This is a genomic window from Helicobacter sp. 10-6591 (assembly GCF_003288805.1).
In the GTDB taxonomy this organism is placed as follows: Bacteria; Campylobacterota; Campylobacteria; order Campylobacterales; family Helicobacteraceae; genus Helicobacter_F.
Window position 1 is genome coordinate 1 of sequence record NZ_NHYK01000053.1, and the last position, 425, is coordinate 425.

Sequence of the window (425 nt, forward strand, 5' to 3'; positions counted from 1 at the left end):
TACCACATAAAATTCAACTTCATATAACCAGTATGCTGTGTAAGCTTAGAGTTAAAGGTAGTGTTGTAGTTAAATGTTATATAAAACCTTTCATCCAAAGGAATAGCAAGATTAGCTCCCAAGAAAGCTAAGAGAGGATCTATCTTTGTTTTTCCTTCACCATAAGATGCATTGCCCATATTTGTATATGTTCCTCTAGGATTAGCAATTTGGGGATTGAGAGTGTATTCTGCACCAACATTTACTAAAGTCTTTGTGTATTTAGCCCAATCCATAAACCAAGAGAATTGTGTTCTTGTTTTATAGAGATTGGTTGTATGGGTATTGGTTATTCTCGCATATGTGTTTTGGGTATTAGTAAGAGCATATTTAGGAGTAAATCCTCCTTCATAGCCTATACCCAATTCAGGAGAGAAAACACTCTT

The 425-nt window shown here is 34.8% G+C and carries 1 protein-coding gene; it reads right to left on the reverse strand.

Annotated features, from left to right (window positions below; translation table 11 throughout):
- Positions 1–425, reverse strand: a 425-nt coding sequence (locus tag CCY97_RS08355; protein ID WP_181562877.1) for a hypothetical protein, incomplete at both ends; no start/stop codon positions are given.